At 59.4% G+C, this 20,298-nt stretch carries 23 protein-coding genes and 1 tRNA gene; 21 read left to right on the top strand and 3 right to left on the bottom strand.

The features are described from left to right. Positions 1-31 precede the first annotated feature (31 nt). The 9 genes from J4E00_RS17535 to J4E00_RS17495 all read left to right on the top strand — a co-directional run bounded on the left by J4E00_RS17535 (position 32) and on the right by J4E00_RS17495 (position 8,789). Positions 32-424, top strand: coding sequence for a hypothetical protein (locus tag J4E00_RS17535; RefSeq protein WP_208176509.1), 393 nt, complete (start codon positions 32-34; stop codon positions 422-424). A gap of 49 nt (positions 425-473) precedes the next feature. Next, entirely contained in the window at positions 474-1,037 is a 564-nt protein-coding gene (locus J4E00_RS17530; RefSeq protein ID WP_208176507.1) for a hypothetical protein, read from the top strand. 504 nt (positions 1,038-1,541) lie between these two features. Next, positions 1,542-1,646 (top strand) — tRNA-OTHER (locus tag J4E00_RS17525). Between the two features lie 228 nt (positions 1,647-1,874). Next, complete coding sequence (locus J4E00_RS17520; RefSeq protein ID WP_208176505.1) at positions 1,875-3,848, top strand: tail fiber domain-containing protein; 1,974 nt, start codon at positions 1,875-1,877, stop codon at positions 3,846-3,848. Between the two features lie 1,836 nt (positions 3,849-5,684). Next, the gene (locus J4E00_RS17515; protein WP_208176502.1) at positions 5,685-7,070 is read left to right on the top strand and encodes an RICIN domain-containing protein; all 1,386 of its coding nucleotides are present in this window, start codon (positions 5,685-5,687) and stop codon (positions 7,068-7,070) included. 62 nt (positions 7,071-7,132) lie between these two features. Beyond that, a complete protein-coding gene (locus J4E00_RS17510) occupies positions 7,133-7,429 on the top strand; it encodes a hypothetical protein (RefSeq protein WP_208176500.1) in 297 nt (98 codons plus the stop codon). Positions 7,430-7,442: 13 nt separating this feature from the next. Continuing rightward, positions 7,443-7,715, top strand: coding sequence for a hypothetical protein (locus J4E00_RS17505; RefSeq protein WP_208176498.1), 273 nt, complete (start codon positions 7,443-7,445; stop codon positions 7,713-7,715). Between the two features lie 60 nt (positions 7,716-7,775). Then, a complete protein-coding gene (locus tag J4E00_RS17500; RefSeq protein ID WP_208176495.1) occupies positions 7,776-8,285 on the top strand; it encodes a GNAT family N-acetyltransferase in 510 nt (169 codons plus the stop codon). 66 nt (positions 8,286-8,351) lie between these two features. Next, positions 8,352-8,789 (top strand): hypothetical protein, encoded by a 438-nt coding sequence (locus J4E00_RS17495; RefSeq protein ID WP_208176493.1) that lies wholly within the window; start codon positions 8,352-8,354, stop codon positions 8,787-8,789. Between the two features lie 1,198 nt (positions 8,790-9,987). Here J4E00_RS17495 and J4E00_RS17490 read toward each other — a convergent pair. From J4E00_RS17490 to J4E00_RS17480, 3 genes are all read right to left on the bottom strand, one after another. Then, positions 9,988-10,413: a lipocalin family protein gene (locus tag J4E00_RS17490; protein WP_208176489.1), complete on the bottom strand. Its 426-nt coding sequence runs from the start codon at positions 10,411-10,413 to the stop codon at positions 9,988-9,990. 79 nt (positions 10,414-10,492) lie between these two features. Then, on the bottom strand, positions 10,493-10,882 hold the full coding sequence (locus J4E00_RS17485; RefSeq protein WP_208176487.1) for a hypothetical protein: 390 nt from the start codon (positions 10,880-10,882) through the stop codon (positions 10,493-10,495). Positions 10,883-10,894: 12 nt separating this feature from the next. After that, a complete protein-coding gene (locus J4E00_RS17480) occupies positions 10,895-11,071 on the bottom strand; it encodes a hypothetical protein (protein WP_208176485.1) in 177 nt (58 codons plus the stop codon). Positions 11,072-11,184: 113 nt separating this feature from the next. On the opposite strand from J4E00_RS17480, the gene J4E00_RS17475 reads away from it, so the two are divergent. From J4E00_RS17475 to J4E00_RS17420, 12 genes are all read left to right on the top strand, one after another. Beyond that, positions 11,185-12,483 (top strand): Clp protease ClpP, encoded by a 1,299-nt coding sequence (locus J4E00_RS17475; protein WP_208176482.1) that lies wholly within the window; start codon positions 11,185-11,187, stop codon positions 12,481-12,483. A gap of 67 nt (positions 12,484-12,550) precedes the next feature. Then, positions 12,551-13,585: a hypothetical protein gene (locus J4E00_RS17470; RefSeq protein WP_208176480.1), complete on the top strand. Its 1,035-nt coding sequence runs from the start codon at positions 12,551-12,553 to the stop codon at positions 13,583-13,585. A 73-nt stretch (positions 13,586-13,658) separates the two neighbouring features. Next, on the top strand, positions 13,659-14,240 hold the full coding sequence (locus J4E00_RS17465; RefSeq protein WP_208176478.1) for a hypothetical protein: 582 nt from the start codon (positions 13,659-13,661) through the stop codon (positions 14,238-14,240). Between the two features lies 1 nt (position 14,241). Then, on the top strand, positions 14,242-14,907 hold the full coding sequence (locus J4E00_RS17460) for a hypothetical protein (RefSeq protein WP_208176476.1): 666 nt from the start codon (positions 14,242-14,244) through the stop codon (positions 14,905-14,907). A gap of 83 nt (positions 14,908-14,990) precedes the next feature. Next, the gene (locus J4E00_RS17455; RefSeq protein ID WP_208176473.1) at positions 14,991-16,415 is read left to right on the top strand and encodes a hypothetical protein; all 1,425 of its coding nucleotides are present in this window, start codon (positions 14,991-14,993) and stop codon (positions 16,413-16,415) included. Continuing rightward, positions 16,412-17,014 (top strand): hypothetical protein, encoded by a 603-nt coding sequence (locus J4E00_RS17450; protein WP_208176472.1) that lies wholly within the window; start codon positions 16,412-16,414, stop codon positions 17,012-17,014. Before J4E00_RS17455 ends, J4E00_RS17450 begins: the two co-directional genes overlap by 4 nt. After that, a complete protein-coding gene (locus J4E00_RS17445) occupies positions 17,011-17,667 on the top strand; it encodes a hypothetical protein (RefSeq protein ID WP_208176471.1) in 657 nt (218 codons plus the stop codon). Before J4E00_RS17450 ends, J4E00_RS17445 begins: the two co-directional genes overlap by 4 nt. A 3-nt stretch (positions 17,668-17,670) precedes the next feature. Further along, complete coding sequence (locus J4E00_RS17440) at positions 17,671-18,102, top strand: hypothetical protein (RefSeq protein WP_208176470.1); 432 nt, start codon at positions 17,671-17,673, stop codon at positions 18,100-18,102. A gap of 112 nt (positions 18,103-18,214) precedes the next feature. Beyond that, positions 18,215-18,523, top strand: coding sequence for a hypothetical protein (locus J4E00_RS17435; protein ID WP_208176469.1), 309 nt, complete (start codon positions 18,215-18,217; stop codon positions 18,521-18,523). 32 nt (positions 18,524-18,555) lie between these two features. Beyond that, a complete protein-coding gene (locus J4E00_RS17430; protein ID WP_208176468.1) occupies positions 18,556-19,233 on the top strand; it encodes a hypothetical protein in 678 nt (225 codons plus the stop codon). Between the two features lie 20 nt (positions 19,234-19,253). Further along, positions 19,254-19,748, top strand: a complete 495-nt coding sequence (locus J4E00_RS17425; RefSeq protein ID WP_208176467.1) for a hypothetical protein — start codon at positions 19,254-19,256, stop codon at positions 19,746-19,748. Then, a complete protein-coding gene (locus tag J4E00_RS17420) occupies positions 19,652-20,248 on the top strand; it encodes a CHAP domain-containing protein (RefSeq protein ID WP_208176466.1) in 597 nt (198 codons plus the stop codon). The genes J4E00_RS17425 and J4E00_RS17420 overlap by 97 nt, the downstream gene beginning before the upstream one ends. Positions 20,249-20,298 lie beyond the last annotated feature (50 nt).

Here is a 20,298-nt window from a genome sequence, read left to right as displayed (position 1 = left end):
TCGAATAAGCTATCCTATATCTTCGCGCCCTATGCAACCCACTCCACATCGAAGGCGCGAAATAGAAGCTTCCAATGTTCTACTGGTCGGCTTGTTCATCTCCGGGGTTCTTTGGCGGCTTCACCTGTTAGGCCACACCTTGCCGGCCACTGCCAAACCGATGAAATGGTGGATGGAGGTTGGTGTGTACTTGCTGATAGCCGGCTGGTACTACGCCATTCGCCTCGGCAAACAATGGGCGAAGTACCTGTTGCTGGTTCTTTTTGTCGGCAGTCTGGTGCTGAACTTCACCTATCACCCGGAGCGGCTGCTGCACACGTGGCGCACCAGTTGGCCAGCCGCCGCCAGCTATGCCATAGGACAGGTAACGCAGCTTTGGGCGCTGGTACTGCTCTTTCACCGGCCCAGCCTCCAGCCAATCTAACGGCCCCCTGTCCCTTGACGAAGCCCGCCGCCTGGGCATTTCCTAGCCTATGTCACAAGAGTTTTATCGTGTTTTTCGGGATGGCCCATTTCTTCAGTCAACCCTGGAATTAACAATTCCAACGGCAGCGGATGCTATTTGGTCGATTGAAGAACTGCACACCAAGAGCGATGCACTGCACCTGCTCCAGCGATTGTATGGGTCGGGCATTTCCCGGCATGGTGAGCAATACTTATTCGGTGACTACCAGTACCTTTATAATGAGCATGGCACCAGCTACACCCAGCACCATCCTATGATGGAACTAGCATACGAACTGGTTAGACTTTATCGGTTTCCGACGCTTCCCTCCCGATTCACCTCCTTTTTTGGGTGCCGAACGCTGGCCGAGGCACAACACTTTCGGCGCTCCTACAGCCAGGGCCGAGGCGCTATTCACCGCGTAACGTGCGAACAGCACTTCAGCGCCGACATGACGTACCTACACATGGGCGCGGGGTTGCCGAGCACGATGGTGGTCGCTGAACGCTACTGGAGCGGCACGGCCAGCCCGACGCCTTTTTGGGAAGTGCTCATGCAGGGGCCTGTTCACGTTTTGGAGCAAGTGGACTAGCTTTCTCTCTATAATTACCCCACCGCTTGGGCGTTGAACAACTCAACCCCAAGCCGCCCCCGGCCGGCCCGCCCTTTCGCGCCGTACGGCCCGGTGTAGAACCCGGTGCGACTACGGATGCTGGGGCTGGTGCCCCTGGGGTGCGGAAGCCCAGCCCGAACCGGCTGGGCTTTTCTGTATCTGCTCACTACCTTACGCTGCCAACCACGGCCGGAGCGAATACATTATTGACCGGCTGGGGCTGGAATGTTTGTATATTTGGCTATCATTAGCAAGAAAACAGATGCCCATGGCGGCGTTTAGGCTGGGCTGCTGGTGTATTTTCCTGGTTTGTCAACTGTAGCGGTTGAAGCGTTAACGAACCCTTTCATTACCCACGGCGCGGAGTATGTCCTCAATCTGATTGTTGGACACTTCATTCTTACAGGTTTGTTGGCTATTAGTAAACGATTCAACTTTAATGTGATGAATAAAATCCTCATTGTTGGAGCGCCTCTCGTCATCTGTGGAGTGAAAGTGGTTCAGTACACGCTTCAACCGCGCTTAGTAAGTCAGGTACAATACCCAGCGGTTCGATAGAGAGCGGGGGTTCGATTCCCCCCTCCACAGCATTGCGAAAGCCCCGGCCCACCAGTCGGGGCTTTTTCGTAGCTTGGCAACTTCACGATGAAGCCCGACGCCTGGTTCTTAAGTAATTAAAAAAAGCTACCTGCTATTTCATGTCCCACTTGGGCATAGCATAATTCTTCATCTTGTCGCATCAACATGCGACAAGATGAGCGCGAAGGACCTAGTACTTTCGCCCCCACGAGGTCCTATACCATTTTTTCTTGTTCTATGCGCAATCTGTATTCCTTGCTCTGTGTCGCCGCACTAACTTGGCTGCCGACTTTCGCCTTTGCCCAAAGTGTAGGCATCGGCACCACCAGCCCCGCTGCTTCGGCGGCGCTGGAAGTGCGCAGCACCAGCCAGGGGCTGTTGCTGCCCCGCCTCACCCTGGCCCAGCGCAATGCCCTCACGGCCAGCACCACCGCCCCGCCGGTGCCGGGCCTGCTCATTTACCTCACCGACAGTACCCCCGGCTTATATGCCTACGACGGCGCGGCCTGGGTGCGCCTGGGGGCCGACAACCTGGGCAACCACACCGCCACCCAAACCCTCGACCTGAACGCGCAGCGCCTGCTGGGTACCACGAGCACCTCCCTGGGCGACTCCACCGCCCAAGTGGAGTTGAACGCCAGCGTGGGCACGCAGAGCGCCGCGCTCATCACCCGCAGCAACTTTGGGGCGAAGTACACGCGCACCATCCTCTCGGGCTACGGCAAGCTGCCCGAGGGCACCACCACGCCCAACGACTTCGGCATCTGGGCCACGGCATACCGAGGCGGCGGCTGGGCGGGCTTTTTCTCGACGGGCAGCAATTTGCGCGCGGGCTTTCGCTGGGTGGGCATCTGCCAGAACCCGGGCTACAACAACACCGGCTCGGCCATCCGCATCGTCGACGGCACCCAGGGCGCGGGCAAGGTGCTGACCTCGGACGGCGTCGGCTACGGCACCTGGCGGGCGCTGCCGGCCGCGACGGCGGCCGGGGGCAACTTCGACCTGGGCCCCTACTACCTGGTGGGCAACGGCGGCAGCACGGGCCTGGCCATCAGCAGCGCGGGCCGGGTGGGCATCAATACCACCGCGCCCTACTCGCAGCTGGCCAACACGGCCACCAACATCATTGGCAGCGACGGCGCCGGCGGCAACCCTGGCTCGCTGACCTGGGCCGCCGACCAGGCCGGCTACGTGAGCATGTTCTACAACGACAACACGGCAACCAACGCCAACGGCCTAGCCGTGAAGGTGGCCGCCACCGGCACCGCCGCCGCCCTCGACGTGAGCCAGGGCACCACCCAGGACGCGGCGGGCACCCCGCTGCTGCGGGTGCAGGCCAACGGCAACGTGGGCATCGGCACCGGTGCCCCAGCGGCCCAGCTCACCGTGCAGCCGGCCAGCAACGACGATGTGGGCCTGCGCGTCACCAACGGCGTGGCCGACGGCACGGCCGTCAGCGGCAACATCGTGCTGCAAACCCTGACCGGAGGCAACAGCGGCTTTTCCTTCCTGGGCTTCAACGGGGCTAACAGCAGCGGCGGCGAAGTGCGCTACGGCACCAGTAAGAACCGCTGGCGGTTAGGCGTGGACCAGCGCAGCAGCGATGAATTCTTTCTTGATACCTACGGTACCAGCGGCACCTCGGTGCTGCGGGTTTCTACGGCTGGCAACGTGGGCCTGGGCCTAGCCCCCAGCAGCACCTATAAGCTTGACGTGAGCGGCCAGGTGCGGGCCAACGGCGTGGTGCTCACCTCTGATGCCCGCTTTAAGCAGCACGTGCGCCCCCTAGGCAGCGCCCTGGCCGCCGTGCTGGCCCTGCGCGGGGTGCGCTACGAGTGGAACGCCCTGGGGGTCAAGCATGGTGGCACGGCCGGCGCTCCCCAGGTGGGCGTACTGGCCCAGGAAGTAGAGAAAATTTATCCTGAGCTGGTGAGCACCGACGCCGAGGGCTACAAGGCCGTCAACTACGCCCAGTTCACCCCCGTGCTCATCGAGGCCCTGAAAGAGCAGCAGGCCCAGATTGAGGCGCTCAAACAGGAAGCAATTGCCGCCAAGGCCGAGGCTGCCGCTGCCAAAACGGCCGCTGGCGCTGCTGCCTCCCGCGCCGCCTCAGCGGAAGAGAAAGCCGCCCAGGCCACGGCCACCCTGGAAACCTTCGAGGCCCGGCTGCAGCGGCTAGAGGCGACCACCGGCGGTCAGGCCCGGCACTAACCTGGTATTAAGCACAAACAAGAAAAGCCCTGCGCCCTTACCGGCCGGGGCTTTTTTATTGCCGTGCAACAGCGGTGGGAAGGGTGCGCTTTTTTTAAAAGCCGCCAATTTCCGTACTAATCCGGTACGAATACGCAGTTCTCCTGATTGACTGCTAGCTGGATGCCTCTGCAATTTGCAAGGTGAAACCATCGCTTGCTTTATTAATGCACCGGCAGCAACCCAGCGAACTTGCAACCGAACCCCAGCGCCGCCGCGCTCTAGCGGTTGCGCTCAATCTTTCGGCTGGCACCCCCGCTCGCGCCCAAAGCCTACGAGCGCATGTTGCTGGAGCAATTTGTACGTGGAGAATTGACCCTAGACCAAGTGCTTTACCGCATGGAAGTGCATCAGCGAGACAACCCCTTTCTCTAATAGCCCTTGCATCCGTAAATCTGCGACGCAGCCGAGATAGGCCACCGTTTGCGTGGGGCAATCGTTGGTGGGTTCCTAGTTGAGCTAGGCCAGCTAGGTCAACTATACAAACTATATTTCTTATTAAAACTACTGTACTATAAACCAATTACTTGCGTTTTGAGTTACACAATATGCAACGTATTGTGTAGAACAGGTCTACAACAAACCCGTATGTTTGTACAAGCTTCAACAAAAAGAGGCAGCCCGGCACACGGCCGAACTGCCTCAATCGAACTACCGGAGCAGGTAGGCGATAAAGGCGAGCCCGAGGGCTTTACCGATACCGCTTGCAAGCCCCACTAAAACAGCCGGGCCGACCGTTTTAAGCAGTTCTAACACACGTTTTTTCCTCATTTGAGTCAAAGAATGTAGGTGTACTTACCACCTGCTTCTTTAGAGCCTCGACTGTTCCACCAGTCGGGGCTCTGCTTTTTTAGGAGCTGCCGAGGTGAGGTGGGGTAACCGTGCGATGGGATAAAGGTACGGGGGCGGTTGCGGAAAGCAGCAAGCCGCTTTCTGCCAAAGAACACAACTATATAAGCCGGAATGCGGGTTTTTGAGCTGCCAAGGTGTTTTATGCCGTGTACTTCTGTTGTTGTTTGGCAGATGCACTAAGGCTTGGTGTAGCTTGCCCACATGAACGGCGCGAAAAGTTGAACGATGAAATGAGCCAGTTGCGGGCCGTTTGGCTAAAACATCTACTACTGGATAGCAACTAAGCAAAAGCCCCGTCCGGTCAAGGGCGGGGCTTTTTCGTGGGCCGATATTTTTGTGCACAGTGGCTGTGCAATAATGTTTTTCAAGGTGTTCAGCCGTGAGCGCAGGGCAATGGTTGCTCTCACTCCTGGTCGGCAAGCATTTGATTTGATTCTTACCAAAGCTACCCAGCACCCAAAGTGGCATAGCAATGCCACCTCAACCTTTGTTGCACAGCGCCCCAACGGCTTCATAGCTGCTCGATGAAGCCCAGCGCTTGGGTGTCGTTAAGTAACCTCACTGCCAACCAAATCCCCGACCGATATAGGCCAGCCGTGTAAAATAGGCGGAATGGGTGTGTTTTTTTAAAGCCGCCTATCACGTTTTGGTAAATGACGTTGACCGAGAGCAGGGCTAAGACGTCTTACACGCGATTGGCTTGCCAGATAGTCGATGTTCCAGGGACAATAGTCTGATTTTACTGGAACATTGACCGCCAGCCACAGACCAACGTGCTTCATAAACACTTCTCATTTCATTCATTAGGCCAATAGACTACATTATTATTATTTTTTATTATATATTATATTTATTTAATTATAGTCTGAATAGTAAGGGTTTTGTCCTTTGTCCTTTTTGTAAAAGGTGGTTGCTTTGGGCACAATTCATCTAATCCAACTCTTTATGAAAACAGCTTACACTCTTCCATCGGCTGCGGCCCAACTAGTAAAAGGACCCCATAGCCTAATTAGGCGAGCTTGGGTGCTGTGGTTGGTGTGTGCCTCCTTGCTCCCCTTTGCATCACAAGCCCAAGCGCAGTTTCCTCCAGCCCCCGGTTCGCAAGGGCTGTACAGACTCTACAATCCACTTACTGGCCTTTCGCTTGAAATAGGCGGCGGTGGCGGAATACGGTTGGTTCCTGGTTGTACCGCGAATCTCTGGACCTACGACAATCATGCGAACCAGCAGTGGCTTATCAAATTTGTGGACCCTACCTATGTTCAAATCATTAATCGCGGCAGTGGGCAAGTGCTGGAGATTGGCGGTTATAGCACTGCTGCAGATGCGACGGCCAGCCAATATATTTTTGGGCCACCTAATTCCTTCCAAGAATGGAGGATTACCAATATACCGGGCACGAATCGTTTTTTTCTGACCAATCGCGGTAGCAGCCAAGCGCTCCAAATAGCAGCGACCGCTCCATCAACCAGAATGGGAGAAGTTGCCAGGCAACAACCGCTCGCCGGAACGGCTAATCAGCAATGGGAATTGATAGATGTCAGCACTCACACCGATGCATATACGCTTACCAACCTGGCCAGCTTTAAAGTAGCTGAGGTAAACACAGCGGATGTTGCGCCAAACGTTGCCATCGAACAGCGAACCTATCATGTGGAGCCAACAGGCGTGGGGCAGGCACACCAGCAATGGTACCTGCGCTACTTTCAGTCAGCTGCCGGCCATGATTACTGGGTCATTCTCAACCGCAACAGCACACAGGCACTGCAAATCAGTGGAACCGGAGCACAATTACTGGCCGAAAATCAGCCAGCCAACCAAGCACCATTAACGGGTGCCCTTAATCAGCAATGGGAAATGCTAAGCGATGGTGGTATGTATTATCATTTCATCAACCGGCAAAGCGGCTTAGCGCTATCGCTTGCTGGGGGTGACGGGAGTACTAGCGACGGTGACGCCATTGCACAATCGACTTATGAGGGTCTCAAGCACCAGACGTGGCTCTTGGATATCCCAACAAATAATCGTGGGGTATCCAACCCGGTAACAATGGCTGGGCCTACAAGCGAGGCTTCCTCCTCTAAACGAAAATCTTTGGATTCGGTGCTCACGCTTTATCCCAATCCTACTCTTACAACACTATACCTCTCCCTGTCAAATGCTGGCGGGGTGGGTGATGTGACGATTCGAGACATTCGTGGAACTGTTGTATCAACTGCTCCTCATCCAACATCTACACGAATAGATGTATCTCACCTACCGGCAGGCATCTATTTTGTAACCGTCACCGATGAGCGACAGGAGTACCATCAAAAATTTATAAAGCAATAGCTCTAGTCAAAGCCCCGCCCACCCAGCGGGGCTTTTTCATGCCCGCTCCCTACCTTACCCCCATGAAACACCTGCTACTCCAAGTGGCCCTGCTCGCGCTTTCCCTCACCGCCCCGGCCCAGACCACCCACCCGCGCACCACCCATAAGACCGTCACCCACCACGCGGCGGCCAAAGTCAAAACCAAAACCAAGCACGTGGCCGCTGGCGCCGTGGTGTACTACTGCAACAGCGGCAACACGGTCAAGTACCACGCTTCCGCCGGCTGCCGGGGGCTGGCCCGGTGCGGGGCGTCCGTCGTATCCATGAGCCTGGCTTCTGCCCAACAGCAGATGGACCCGTGCAAGTGGTGCTATTAGGATACGCCTGCTCATGACCCTCCACGACTTCAACCAATTATCGGACGAGGTGCAACTGGCCTACCTCTTTCAGCGTGGTACCTACCTGGCCCGGCGCTGGGATGACTTTCACCAGGCCGTGCAGCTCTACCAGGTACCGTCAGGCTTTTTCGTCGAGCTCAACTACGACGTGGAGAAAAACGAAATCGAGTTTCTGTTTGCCTTCGAAGCGGGGAGCGAAGATGACCGGCTACCAGACTACGCCATGTTCGTGAAGCTGCCGGACTGGATGCCGGATGCGGAGTAACTATAACCACCCTTTGAATGGACGCCCGTCCAAGTACCCCAGACAACGGCTTTCCCTGATATGCTCCAATCGAACAACGTAGTTTTGCGGCGGCTCGAAGCTGCGGACCAAGCGGCGCTGGCCCGCCTTGCCAACAACAAAAAGATTTGGGACCAGCTGCGCGACTACATTCCCTTCCCGTATTCGAGCCAGCACGCCGCCGACTTCATTGCTCTAACCCGCCAAGAGCCCGTGCCGATGACGTTCGGCATTGAGGCCAGGGGCTGCTTGAGCGGCGTAGTGGGGTTGGTGGGGTTAAGCGACGTCTACCGGAAAACGGCGGAAATCGGGTATTGGATCGGCGAGCCGTTCTGGAACCAGGGCCTGGCCTCGGCGGCCGTCGGACTGGCCACGCACCACGCGGTCCAGCACCTGGGGTTTACCCGGGTCCACGCCGGGGTGTTTGCCTACAACGTGGCGTCCATGCGAGTGCTGCTCAAGAACGGCTACGTGAGGGAAGGCATCTTCCAAAAGGCCGTCTTCAAAAACGAGCAGGTGTGGGACGAGCACCGGTTTGCATTTGTGAAATAACCACCGTTTTCCTAGACAGTATGCTGCCTGATCTATCATGCTCCCCAGGCAGCACTACTTTACCACGTGAATAAATTTTTATCCACCTCTGCCTGGTTTGTCGGGCTCGCGTCGCTGGCATTTGTTGGATACGCCCTCTTCCGACACCCTGTGCCAGGAGCCCCGCCCAGCCCCGTCGTGTTATTCGCTTCCTACAAATCCGGGATTTCCGCTACGATGCTGGAATTTCGAGCCGATGGGACGTTTCGCTACGAGAGCGCAGCGTTTATGGCGTCGGACGTGGTAACCGGCCACTACACATGGACAGACAGCTTAATTCGATTGGACCAATTGCCGAAAACTGGACTTCTCAAGAGCACTTCGTTGCTGGTGCGGTACTACCCCAAACACGAGGCGTTGCATCCCGGCAAATCGGTATGGCAACTGAACCAAGCAGGGCGGGCCGATTCCGCTTGGGTTCACTTTACCGTGTACAACCCAGTGGTACTTCCTGCGGCAAACTAAACGCTCGTTAATTTAAACCATCGTTTTCTTGAATAGGCGGTCCATAGTGCTGACAATGGGTTTGCCTAGGGGTTGGGTGCAAACCGTTGGCAAGGCCATGCGCCTCCGGGCCGCTTCTACCCTAGGGCGACGGGCTCACAGGTTGTCAAAAACAACCGGGTGTAAAGCGCCCATCTGCGTCACGCTAACTGGGCCTGCCCACCGCACCTGTTCCGTGTTCAGAACGTAGTGAAAGGCTTTGTTATGGGGATTCGAGGGATTCCGCTGGTCTGTAAACGCCAAGTGCACACTCGTCAGGTACAGCTTCCCCAATCCGGCGGGACGCCGGGGGTCCGTGCTGGTTAACCGGACCACCCGGTGGCGCAACGCCCGCAAGACCGACCCGTAGTGCACGCGCACGCTTACGCCTTCCGATGCGCGCCGCAAGGACCCCACCAAATCGGCGGTGTCCACTTCACAGACGGGAAAGAATACAACAAACGTGGAGCCGTCTTCCGAAGTCGCGGTTTCCAGTAATAAGAGCCCGTTCCCGTCAAAGCGCTCGTTGGGGTGAACGGTGCAATCGCGTTGTTTCCGGCAGCCGAAGAGGCCAGTGAACGTGCAAAAAATCAGGAGCCCGGCGACATACTTCATACAATCCCTCTGGAGATTATAACTGAATTTGCAATCTAACGCTCCTTTTCCTGAACTACCAGCTGTGACGCCTGTCCTTATCAACTAAAGCTCCTTACAGACCAGATTGAGTTCAAGAAACCCGTTCATTAATCAACGTTCACGAAACGCCAAATGGAGATGAGTTTCGTGAACTCGATTCTCCAGCCAAAACCGTCATGTATCCGTTCGCATGGTGGTCACGGCTGGGGCCTTAAGCCAGCGCCCAACCACTGCCACCATTCCCAGGCGGCCAATGCAAAGCCAGCCACAAAAAAACCAGAAGAGCCAGTAGCGCCGGCGAAAGCGCACGTTCGAGGGCAGGCGTTGACGGTGACGGACAGCCGGGTATTTCATGCCCTGAATATAAAAGCCCCAGCTGCTGGACACCGCTGGGGCTTTTGCTTTGGGTAAGAATTTTGTGGCCTCAGTACCCCAACACCCGTTTAGTTGCCAAACAGCAGGCTGGCAACCAATAAGAGGGGTAGCATCTTTTTCATGCCCGAATATAGCGCACTGAACCCAAGCCGCTTTACTGAGAAAGGCGCTAACGGGTCAACGTGTCGGTGGTGACCATGCTGTAGTTGGTGTCCCCTCTGGTTTCAACTGTCACCAGGCGCGTATCAGTCAGCTCGCTCACGCTGAGCACACTGGTCATTATGCCGTTGTTGCTGTAGTCGAGGGTAATAACGTTGTTGGCGAAGGTATAGGTACCGCCCTCCGTTGTGATTCTTCGGGGGTAGTGATTCTTGACGATGAACACACCATTAGCCAAATACTCGACCGTAATCGGGCTGGTAATCTGCACGTTATTCGTAGTGGCAGGCGCACCATTACGTGTAGTCACGATGGTTTCGCTTTGAAGGTTCCAAGTGCCTAGCAGCGGCGTAGCCGCTGGCTGCCCGTCATTCGATTTCGAGCAGTTGCCAAACATCAGGCTGGCAACCAGTAAGACGGGTAGAATCTTTTTCATGACGCCAAGCTACGAAAAAGCCCCGACTAGGTAGCCGGGGCTTTTGCTATAGTTCATTCTGTAGCGGCGCTCCTAGCCCTTAGCTATGTCGGATATTGCCTGACATGGTTTTCACGCGCCCAGCTACGGGGCCACAGTGCACGCTTCCAGACATTGACTCTACGTCTCCATTCACCGAGCCATCCACCTGAATGCTGCCCGAAGTCGATTCTACTTTACCGCCCACCATGCCGCCGACTCGAACACTCCCCGACTGTGTTTTTACGTGCTGACAGTCGCCGGTGATTTGTACCTGGTTGCAGGCATCGACGCTGAGGGATTCGACGCTGCCATTTACGCTGATGTTAATTTCCTTTTGTTCGGCTGCCTCACCAGTGACTTCCTTCCCGTCGATGAAGACGCGGTTATTGATAACTGAAATGCTACGGCCGCCGCTGTATGTCTTGCCGTTGATAGTAACACTGTTCATGCTAAAGGAATTTTATGCCGCCTTGCCAGGCTGCGGTTTGGGTGGGGGAAAGTGTGGCACCATCACCAAGGTGCGGTCAGCAATGGCTTTCAGAAACGGAGCCAGTAAGTGCGAGTAGGGCACGCCCTGCTCTGCCGCCAGCTTCCGGATGTCTTCTTCGATTTTCGAGGCGCAATATACTTTTAGCATAAGGTTTGGGCCCTAGTTGGGCCTTGACAGGGACTAAGTTGGGACCAAAACTAGGAGGGCCCCAAACCCAGCGAAAACCTTTGTTGCACAGCGCCCCAACGGCGCTTTGCAACATGCCCGAACTCCTCATTCCCGTAGGCGAAAACATCGGTCCCGGCTTCATTGACTGGGAGGAATACGAGTACGTGCCCGGCTTCACCGTCGACGACATCCGCATGCGGCTGGAGTACGCCGCCTACCAGGGCCAGGCAGTGGATAGCATCACGCTGCAGATGGGCATCAACTACGGCGGCTCGGTGCGGCACGCCATCGAAATCTACAACTACGTGCGGGCCCTGGGCATTCCGGTCACCTGCCACGTCATGAGCATGACGGCCAGCGCCGGCACCATCGTGGCCCTGGCCGCCGATGAGGTGATTCTGGAGCAGACCGCGCAGTGGATGGTGCACCGCCCCCTCTACACGGACGGCACCAGCTCGCAGCGCTCGGAAGAGCTGCGGGCCGATGCCGACCGCCTCGACCGCGACACCCAGAACATGGTCGACATCTACGTGGCCCGCAGCGGCCAGAACGAAGCCGCCGTGCGCCAGCTCGTGAGCGTGGACCGCTTCATGACGGCGCAGGAAGCGGCCGACTTCGGCTTCGTCACCACCGTCAAGCCCCTGGCCAGCAAAGCCCCCTCCTCGGCCCAGACCCAGGCCCGCCTGCGCTCCTACAAAATGGCCGTGGCCCGCGCCGACAAGCGCCGCAGCAAGGCCCGCACCGCGCCCACTCCCAACGCAAAACCGGCTTCGGCCTCTTCTAAATCCCCCCGCCCCATGGCTAAAAAAGTAATTCCGATTGCCAAGGCAGTCGCTAAAACCGCTGTGCCCACTGCGCAGCAGAAAGCCAATGCGGCCGCTGTCGCGGCCCTGGCCAAGTCCCTTGGCGTGAAAGCCACTATTGAAGGCGTTGAGGCCGCCGACGACGAACCCGATGCCGCAGTAGAAAGCACCGAAACCGACCAGGACGGGGCCCTGCTCTACCACGATGGCCCACTCGCAGAGGGCTCGGCCGTGTTCTACGACGAGGCCTTGACCGAGGTAGCCGAAGACGGCGAGTATGGCCTGGCCGATGGCCGCACCATTGTCGTCACCGATGGCGTGGTGGAGAGCATCACCGAAGCCTCGGCCGAAGAGCAGGAGGACGATGCCCCCGCCAGTACGGCGGCCATCACGGCGGCAGTGCAGGCAGCAATGGCTCCCGTGATGAAGAAAGTGGAGGACCTGACGGCCACCGTCGACCGCTTCAAAAAGCTGGTACCGGAAACGCCCACGCCCCGGGCGCGCGCTGCTTCCAGCTCGCAGACCGACCCCAAAGGCGGCAAGGCTGGCGGCAACAAACCGCACCCGATGGATAAGGCCAAGACCTAAGCCACACGCGCCTACCCAACCAATCATTGCCGCCCGCCGGCCCCACTCATTTCCCTACCCCTAGACGATGGCTTATTTCGCGAACCCTATTACCTACGGCGGCAAGCAACCCACGGCCGAAGACCTCAAGGCCAAGATGCTGCTGGAGCCGCCCACCGAGCAGCTCGACCTCAAAACCCTGGGCTTCCAGATTCAGGAGGGCATCAAGTCCAGCACCACCGACTACTCGCTCACGGCCGCCCGCAAGGTGACGCGCCGTGACACGGGCTGCGGCAGTTGGACCCCGACCGGCGACTTGCTCACGATGGGCAGCAACACCATCGTGGTGTGGCCGCTAAAAATCGAGCTGGAGGAATGTGCCGACCGCTACGACGGCACCATCCTGGAACTGGCCAAGAAGAAAGGCCACGCCACCGACAACGACCTGACGGGCACCGTGCTCGAAGAAATCGTGCGCGAGGCCTTGAGCCCGGTGGTGTACGAGGACATGCTGCGCATCCTCTTCCTGGGTGACCGCACGGCGGCCAGTGCCGACTACAACCAAATTGACGGCTTGCGCAAGCAGCTGCTGGCCAAAGCCACCGCTGGCAAAGTGACCAAGGGCGCGGCCATCGTCGCCGCGGACATTGAGGACGACGACAGTGGCCCCACCGCGGCCATCAAGGTGCTGGAAGACCTGCACAAAAAGCAATCGAAAAAGCTCAAAAACGTGGCCCGCGCCAACAAGGCGTACTACGTGGACGAGAACTTGTACGACCAGGTGGAGATGGCCTACATCAACTACGGCAAGGGCACCACGGTGCTGGAGTCGGGCAAGGTCCAGCTCTTCAGCGGCGTGGATGATATCCGCTACCGCGGCATCATCGTCAAAAAACTACCGACCTACTTCCAGTACGCCAGCGAAGACCTGCCGGCTGGCCAGTCCCCGCACCTGGCGTTCCTGACGGTGCCCACGAACATCATCGTGGCCATGGACCAGGAAAGCGACTTGAGCGAAATCACGATGTGGTACGGCATCAAGGAGCGGCTCAACTACACCCGCGTACTCTACCGCCTCGGTACTGGCTTCGCGTTCGATGCCATGATTGTCTTCGCCATTTAAGCGCGGCTATCCTATCCCATATGTCACCCGCCCCGGCCGCTAGGTCGGGGCCATTTTTAAGGAGAACCCAGCCATGGCAGACATCTGCAACCGCATCAGCAAAAATATCAGCTCCCGTAGCTGCGCCACCGCCGGCGGCACGGCGCGCAACAGCTGGACGTTTCAGGCCGACCAGTTCACCGGGGCCTTTACTAAGAGCGGCACCACCGGCGCGATTTCGGGCTTCACCCTGAAGCCCGATGAATTGGGCATCAAGGGCATCGGCCGCCCGAAGAAAGGCAGCGGTAGCTCCAAAGGCACGCAGGCCGACACCGGCAGCACCGAGGTCGAGCAAACGCTTATCCAGGAGTACAAGTTCGGCAACCAGCTGGAGCTCGACGCCCTGGAGGAATTCTTCAAGGGCGAAGCCAAGGTGACGTTCCAGGAACTGGCCAACGGCGCCATCCGCATTTTCTTTAAGGAATTCGGCAACGAAAGCGGCACGGCCGAGGAAGGCACCGGCGTGCTGTTGCCCGACGAAAGTCAGGTGATGAAGGTCACCCTGGTAGGCAAGGAGCCCAGCTTCCCGGTGTTCTTCGAGGCCCCCATCAGCGGCCAGCTCTCGCAGCTGGCCAGCAGCCGCGCCTACCTCGACGCCCTGGTACAGCCCGACTAAGATGCGCACGGCCTACACCCCGGAACTGCTGGCCCGTGCGCAGGCGTGGGTCAGTTTGCCGCTTAATGATAAGCGCTATCAAGCGGGCATGACGGAGCTATGGGCGCTGTATGCCGCCATCACCCAAACGCCGGTCAGCACGTGCCGGCAGTGCCAGTATTCAGATTACGCGGCCATCGTAGTCGCCTACGTCCGCGAAGCCACCACCTTTTTACACCCTGAAACCGTGTCAGACACCAAATACACCCTTGCCAACGGCTACGAGAACGAGCAGTTTGTGCACGAAAAATACGCCACCACCATCACGGGTGAAAACCTGACGGACGAAGCGGCTGAATTCTTCATTAAAAACGGCTTCGCCCACGCCATTATCCTCAAAGCCGGCCAGAATGCCGACGGCTCGACAGGTGAGGTAGACACCAAGGCCAGCAAAGCCGACCTGCAGGCCCGCTACAAGGAGCTGTATGGCGAGGATGCGCCCAAAAAGCACACCGTTGACAAGCTGACGGCCGACATCCACACTAAAGAGGGCGAGAATGCCCTTGCCGACGCCCGCGCTGCCTACGAGGCAGCCTTCGGCGAGACCGGCGACCATCGCCTGGGCGTCGAGAAGCTCAACGAGCTGACGGCCGCCAAGCTGGCTGAGCCCGCCGCCCCGACCGAATAGTCTACCCCGCGCCCATTGCCTGCAAAGCCCGCCTCCTAACATGGTAGGCGGGCTTTTTTCCTGAACCACTCCCGCTTTTCGCCATGCCTCCGCGCCCCCGCTCCACCCCTTCCACCCTGGTACGCACCGGCTACAAAGCCGAGGACGTTGCCCCGGCCCTGCCGGATGGCAAAACGCCTGATGCCATCAAAATCGAGCCCTGGGGGGCCAACAACCTGCAGCCGCAGGACGTGCTGCGCGTGCTCTACGACTCGGGTACGGCCGAGACCTGCACCGAGCGCCTGACGCAGTTCATCAACGGGCGCGGGTTCGCCAATCCGGCCACGGCCCGGACCATGGCCAACCCCGAACAGACTATGAACCAGCTGCTGGCCGAAGCGTCCGGCTACGCGGCGGCGGGGTTCGGGGTCGCTTATATCGCGCGCTACACCTTCGGCGGCACCGACCCCGAAGTGTACGTCGCGCCGGTGGACTGCCTGCGCAAAGAGAAAGAGGGCGGGCTGGGGCGCTACGTCATCAACCACAAGTTGGCCGTGGGCAAGATGCCCGCCGGCGAGAACCGGGTGTACCTGCCCTACGACCCGCTGGCTACAGCGGAGGAAATCAGCGACGAGGTGATTGAGGCCGCGGCCAGCGAGGCCGGCTACTGGGGCCACCTGCACTGGCCCTTCGGCCGCAAGGTGGGCCGCAACCTGTACCCGGTGCCGACCTGGTGGAGCGCCAAGGAATCGGTGGAGTCCGATGCCGAACTGCCCAAGTACGAGCTCAAGCAGCTGCGCAACGGCTTCTTTCCGGATGCCGTGTTTACGCTGGTGGGCAAGAAGTACGCGCCCATTGAGGATTCCAACTGGACACCAGCAGAGGGCCAAACCGAAAAGGACCGGCCCTTTATCCCGTCGCCGGACCTGACGAATGTCATTCAAACCATCACGGCCCTGAAGGGGGCCAGCACGCAGTCGAGCGTGTTCGTAAACGTGGTGGAAACCGAAGACGAAAAGCCGCAGCTCGACTTCATTGACAAGGGCCCGAACTCGAAGGGACTCACCGACATGACCACCCGCATTGAGGGCCGGGTGTACCGCCGGCTCGGGGTGCCGCCGGTCCTGTGCGGCGTAGCGGAGCCGGGCCTGCTGGGCAGCAACCAGCAGATTGTGAACTCGATTAAGCTCTTTGGCCTGACGGTGAACCCCCGCCGGGCCCACTGCACCGAGCCGCTGCAGCAGTTCTTTCCCCTGCTGGATTTCACGGTCCTGCCCCTCAACCCGGTCGAGTACATCGACCCGGCGGTAGCCACCAAGATGACGGACGATGAGCTCCGCGCCATTCAGGACCTGCCCCCCTTGGAAAAGCCGAAGGACAGCGAGGCCGAGCGCACCATCAAGGCGCTGAATGGCCTCTCGCCCCTCGTGGCCACCAAGGTGCTGGAAGAGATGACGAGCGAAGAAATCCGGGGCCTGATATCGCTGGGCCCCAAAACGAAACCAGTTCCCAAGCCGCGCGCCAAATGAAGCTCCTCATCACCAAGTTCGACCTACCGGATTACGTCAAGTTCACATCCAACACGGCTGACTCCCTCATCAACCCCGACATCCGGGACGCCCACGAGTTCGACGTGCTGCCCCTGCTGACCCCGGCCGAGGTACAGGTCGTGGCCACGTACGTCGGCTACCAGCAGGCCGTGGCCGCCTTTCAGGTGATGACGGAGGCCGACCAGGCCACGCACCCGCTCACGCCGGAGCAACTGGCTTATGCGGCGTACCTGACCCTGCCCGAAGCCGAGCAGCCGCTGGATGTGCTCTACAAGCCCTATCAATTCTACCGGGCCGTGCGCGGCCTGCTCTGCCACGAGAGCTACCGACGCTTCCTGCTCAGCCACGGTCTGCACCAGACGCCCAACGGGTTCGAGGTGATTTCCGACGGGGGGCACCAGCCCATCAGCAACCAGCAGCGCACCGAACTGCGCGGCGACGCACAGGCCAAGTGCGCCACCTACCGCAGCCGGCTACTGGTGACCCAGCGAGCCTTTAGCGGGGTGCCCATTGCCACGACCTGTCCTTCTTCCACCCAGCGCCCTGGCAACGGGGGCCTGATGACCTACGCCGTATGAGCGCGCAACAATTAAAAGACTTTTTCCGGACCCTGATTAAGGTGGTGGCCGGTGGGCCCGCCGTGGGCACGCCCGGCAAAAACCGCGCGGCTGGGGTCTTGCAAGCGCTCGATGCGCTGGTGGATTTTGTGACCGCCAACGCGGGCGGGGGCGGGACCGACGCCGACGCCCTGCCCGCGCCCGAAGTGGGCGGGGTGCGCACGGTCAGCGTGGCGTTCACGCTGGATGTGACCCCCGGCGTAAAAGACGGACACGGCTTTGATGGACCGAACCTGGGACCCGCCGACCGCAACTACTTGGCGGGCAATTGGCAGCTCCGCAGCTTTGGCAGCAATGCCAACTACTTCGGGTTTGCCGACAACGACGCGACCGCCATCATTCGGAAGGATTACCTCGTCGCCTACGTGCAGCAGGCGATACAAAACGAGCTATCCTTCCGCTTCACGCAGGGCAGCGCGGACTTTGCCGAGGAACTTATCAGCAGCGCTTTCGCAGGCACCTACGGCACACAGGGCAACAGCGGCGTGAGCAGCATCATCTACCGAGTGAACGCCGCTATTAGGCCGCTTCCGCTGGTGCTGGTAGCCGGCGACCTGCTGCGCGTGGAAATCGTGCGGAGCGGGGCCACCGCACTCGTCGAGCTTAAACCCTAACGTATGCGCCGCCGGATTATTCAAGCACCGTTCAACGGTTTCGGGACCGCCGGGCTATTCGAAGAGACCGATTTGCGCGTCATTGTGTCCACAGAGGGGGGCGGGTGGCAGGTGGGAGACGGCAGCGTGCACAGTGGCGGCTACTGCTACTACACCACCCGCAACGGGGCTACAGCTACCTGGTCGATGTGGTTTGATGTGCCCATGCGCTTTGACCTCATTTCCATTTTGGCGGCCGGGCTGGGCTCGATAAGCGTGTCAATGGATGGCACTACGCTGGGCACCTTTAGCCAGGCCGCGCCGACCACGGTCAACGCGGCCACGGTCTGGACTTCGCCGGTCATTCAGCCCGGCCCGCATACCGTCGTGGAGACGGTCATTTCGGTGGGCGGGCAGGTCAGCATTGTGGACGCCATTTACTTCTACCCTGCCTGATTTCCCCCATTCGTGACATTCTCGAAGCCATCGGGCTTGCCATAGCCCGCGGTTGAAGAATACCTACCCCATCGCCTACTAACCCGCCTTCCCGCTCTCTTTCTGCTACCCAATGGCTGCCCTCAAAGTCAACCCTGACAACTCCATTACCCTGCCCTGGCCCTTCGTGGCCATCCTCGTGACGCTGCTCATCGCCTGCGGCACCTGGGCCAGCAGCATTCGCTCCGACGTGGCCGACCTGAAGGCCTGGCGCACCGAGCACACCAAGCAGGCGGCCGATAACCTGGCCGAAATCCGGGCCGCCATCAAGCAGACCAACGACCTGGTGACGGCCACCGCCGCGGCCAGCACCAAGCAGAATGCCGAGCTGCAGGAAACCCTCACCACCGTCCGCATCCAGATGGCTGCCCGCGGTCGCTAACTCCTTTTCCTTTCCACCATCCCTCCTCCACCATGAAAAACGTGTTTTACCTGCTGCTCCTGCTCGTCTTGAGCAACTGCGCCTCCGTTCAGGAGGCCCGCCAAAAACGCCGCATTGCCAAAGCCGAAAAGGTGCTGGCTGACTACAAGGCGGCTACCCCGCCCGCGCAGCAGCTCGCCGAGTTGGTCGGCAAGCACCCGGAACTGGAAGGGCAAAAGGTGCGCATCGTCACGAAAACCGACACGGTGCGCATCCCGGGCGCTACCATCACCGTGCGCATCCCGGCCGAGAGCAGCCCGGCCACTGATAATATCCTGATTGATTCGCTCATGCGCTCAGCGGCTACGCAGCTGCACGCCAAAGATTCGCTGGCCTACGCCTCTCGGCTGCGGGCCATTCTTGCCGCCCGGCCCAAGCTGCGCCGCGATACGCTGGTGCAGGTGCTCGGCCCGCTCACGGTCCGGACCTGGGTGGATGGCAAAGGCCTCCCCCACACCACCGTCACCAGTGCCCCGCAGAAAGTCGCCTACGAGAAAGAGGTCCACGAAACCGGGCCCATTCTGGTGAAAAAGGAGCTGGCCTGGTGGGAGCGCTTCCAACTCTTTATCAAGGACGCCGCCGGCATCATCATCGCCATGCTCGTGCTGGTCGGCGGCATCTGGCTCTGGTTTTTCATCAAGCGGCAACGCCAACAACAGCCCATTCCCTAATTCTTCATTCCTCACTACTCATGCCCATAACCCATCCCCCTGCCTCCCGAGGCCCCCGCATCCTGCTCATGGTGGCCCTGGCCGCCGCCGTTTTCTTTCTGGCGCCGCCGGCGCTACGTCAGTTCACGGCGTACTTCCACCTGCCCCTCGCCGGCTCCTTCGACCTGGGCACGCTCAACGTGCCCGTGCTGGCCGCCGTGCAATTCTTCGCGGCCGTGAGCATGGCCTACGTGCCGTGGCGCTTCCTCTTCCCCGGCCTCTACGGCTACGTGCGCGACTGCATGGAGGGCAAGCTGTTCGAAAACCTCACCGCCGACCTGCTGGGCCAACTGCCTGCGCCCACCGAGTGGAACACGCAGGCGCAAACCCAAATCAGCGCCGAGCGCCGCCGCATTTCTCAATTCCAATTCACCATCCGATGCGTCCGATTTCTCTTTTCCTTGCTGCCCTTCTTTGTCTTCCTGGTGCTGGCCACGTCCATGGTCAGCAGCTCGCTAACGGTCGTTCCGCATTAAGCCCGCAACGGGCCGCCCTACGCACCTGGGCCCACGCCCAGCTGCAGGTACGTGAAATCGGCAAGACCAACCGCGGGGCCGCCATCGACCAGTGGCAACGCGCCGCCGGCAGCTACGCATTGGGCACGTTCTGGTGCTCGTGGTTTGTGTCGGCTGGCTTCCGTGCCTGCGGCGTGCCCACGGCCTACTTCGGCCGGGCCCGCTCGTGGTTTGACAAGGCCCACGTCGTGCTCGACCACGGCCGGCAGGTCGCCAGCCAACCGGCCCCACAGCCCTACGACCTGGCAGGCTACGAATGGGGGCAGCCCAACGTGAGCCACGTCGGCTTTCTCGACCTGTGGGGCAGCACGGCCATGTGCCAAACCATCGAGGGCAACACCGGGGGCGGCAAGCAAAGCCGCGACGGCGACGGCGTGTATAAAAACTGGCGGCTCAAGCGGCAGGTCGCTTACGTGGCCAATGTCGTCGACAAACCCGGCTATGGGCGGAAGCGCGACTAACGACGTGGACTACCGTATTCAGCAGTCGGGGCTTTTTTTATGACTTCCAG

Origin of the sequence: Hymenobacter negativus, from assembly GCF_017571495.1 — a bacterium.
Lineage (GTDB): Bacteria > Bacteroidota > Bacteroidia > Cytophagales > Hymenobacteraceae > Hymenobacter > Hymenobacter negativus.
Note: the sequence above shows the minus strand (reverse complement) of the source record. Positions and strands in the feature narration are given on the sequence as shown.